This is a genomic window from Terrimonas pollutisoli, assembly GCF_029360765.1.
In the GTDB taxonomy this organism is placed as follows: Bacteria; Bacteroidota; Bacteroidia; order Chitinophagales; family Chitinophagaceae; genus Terrimonas_B; species Terrimonas_B pollutisoli.
In genome coordinates, this window is sequence record NZ_JARKNA010000053.1 from 1 (window position 1) to 1,681 (window position 1,681).

A 1,681-nucleotide genomic window follows, 5' to 3' on the forward strand; every position below is an offset into this window, starting at 1 on the left:
TAGGGTCTGCTGATTAAGTCGCCATCAAACACTCAATTTTTTTGGAGGCGGGATATAAATTTCATGTAATACTGCCAGCCATTTAATAAACTCAACATTTTTTTGTTTAAGCCAAACAACGAGGCAAAGGAATGCCCTCCCGATTAAATTAATCAGGTTGAGCACCAACACGATTGAAGCGATCCATGATTCACTGGTTTGCTGAAGCCGGGCTTTTATTCTTCCCATTCCATAAGTTGTTTTTGCCTGACCAAACTTTCCTTCAATCGGGTTGCGTTCACCAGGCCTTACGTGATTGTCCACTGCCAGTTTAGGCCGGCCCAATGGTTTGGCCCGAAGTTCGATACCAAGCTGCTTTAGTTTGGCTCTGTTTTCCCTGGTACAATATATTTTATCCACCATCACTTTACCGGGATAATAGCCAAATCGTCTTTTATAACTTTCTATGGTACTCATTAGCCGGGTACTTTCATTAAAAGCCTCCCAGGATAAATCTTCTAAAAAAGTAATGCCATTCATGATACTGACCTGTATCTTGGCGCCGAACTCCACATACGCATTGGTTTTGCCTCTCACGATGGGTCGTACATGTGGTTGGTGGATGCTGACAATGCGATGTTCCACTGTATGCATTTTACTGTCATACATCATCTTTTGCTGATCGTATAATGTTTGGATGACCAGTAAATATTTATAGTCTTTTTTGTTGAATGGGATATGCTTAAAGTAAGTTAGCAAGCTGTGAAGTATTTTAATGTTTCGATGCAGATAGGCCAATTGTTTTCGGATTGCTTTTCGTATCTGCTTTCTTGTTTTGTGTTTCTTTTGAGCTACTTTCAAATATTCCTTTCTGGCTATCTGGCGATAAGTACGAGGTTTGTCTTTATCATCCCACTGCTTCTTTCTGTATAAAACATCTATCAACTCTTCGGATTTTTGCCGGGCATCATTCAATAAGTTTAAATCCGTTGGGTATTTTATGTCTTGCGGACAGGCCGTAGCATCTACTAATAACTCTCCTTTGTTCGATGGTGGATCAATATTGACTACAGTTATTGAAGCCTCTTTAGGTGCGTCCTGTTCTTCATTTTCTTTTACCGGATGGTGTTGTGCTGAGTGGTTTTGTTCTGGTTGATTATGGTTATCGGTGTTGTCGTCTTTGCCAACACTTATGATGCCCATTATCCTTTCATTGATCTCATTGATTTGCCCGGGCCCCAGGCGCTTTCTTATATCTACAAATAACGAAGAGTCGAAAACAGGTTCATCACTATAACTTGAAAACCCGATGAAATACTGCATATAGATATTCTCCTGTATTTGCAGGATCGTTTCCCTGTCGCTCAGATCGCAAATATGTTTGATGAATAAAGCTCCGATTGCTACCCGCGGATTAATACCACCGGCACCAGTGACTTCATTATTCAATTGTTTGCGATATACATTGACAATACTATCCCAGGGTATTTGCCTGGCAAGAACAACCCAACGATTGTTGGGATTCAAATGTTGAACGAAAGGGGACTCAAAACCTACAAGCGATAACTGGTTTGGACTGACATATCTAGTTTTAGATGCACGGTTTTTTTTCGCTTTTGCCATTTTTCCTTGCACTTTGGTTAATCTAAATTAACCAAACTTCAACATGGGCAAGGCTTTGATACAAAATCAGCAAACCCTA

The 1,681-nt window shown here is 40.3% G+C and carries 1 protein-coding gene; it reads right to left on the minus strand.

All coding sequences use genetic code 11. The features are described 5' to 3' along the window. Positions 1–24 precede the first annotated feature (24 nt). Positions 25–1,602 carry an IS5 family transposase gene (locus P2W73_RS26305; RefSeq protein WP_276505088.1) on the minus strand — a complete coding sequence of 526 codons (1,578 nt, stop codon included), beginning with the start codon at positions 1,600–1,602 and terminating at the stop codon, positions 25–27. Between the last annotated feature and the right edge of the window lie 79 nt (positions 1,603–1,681).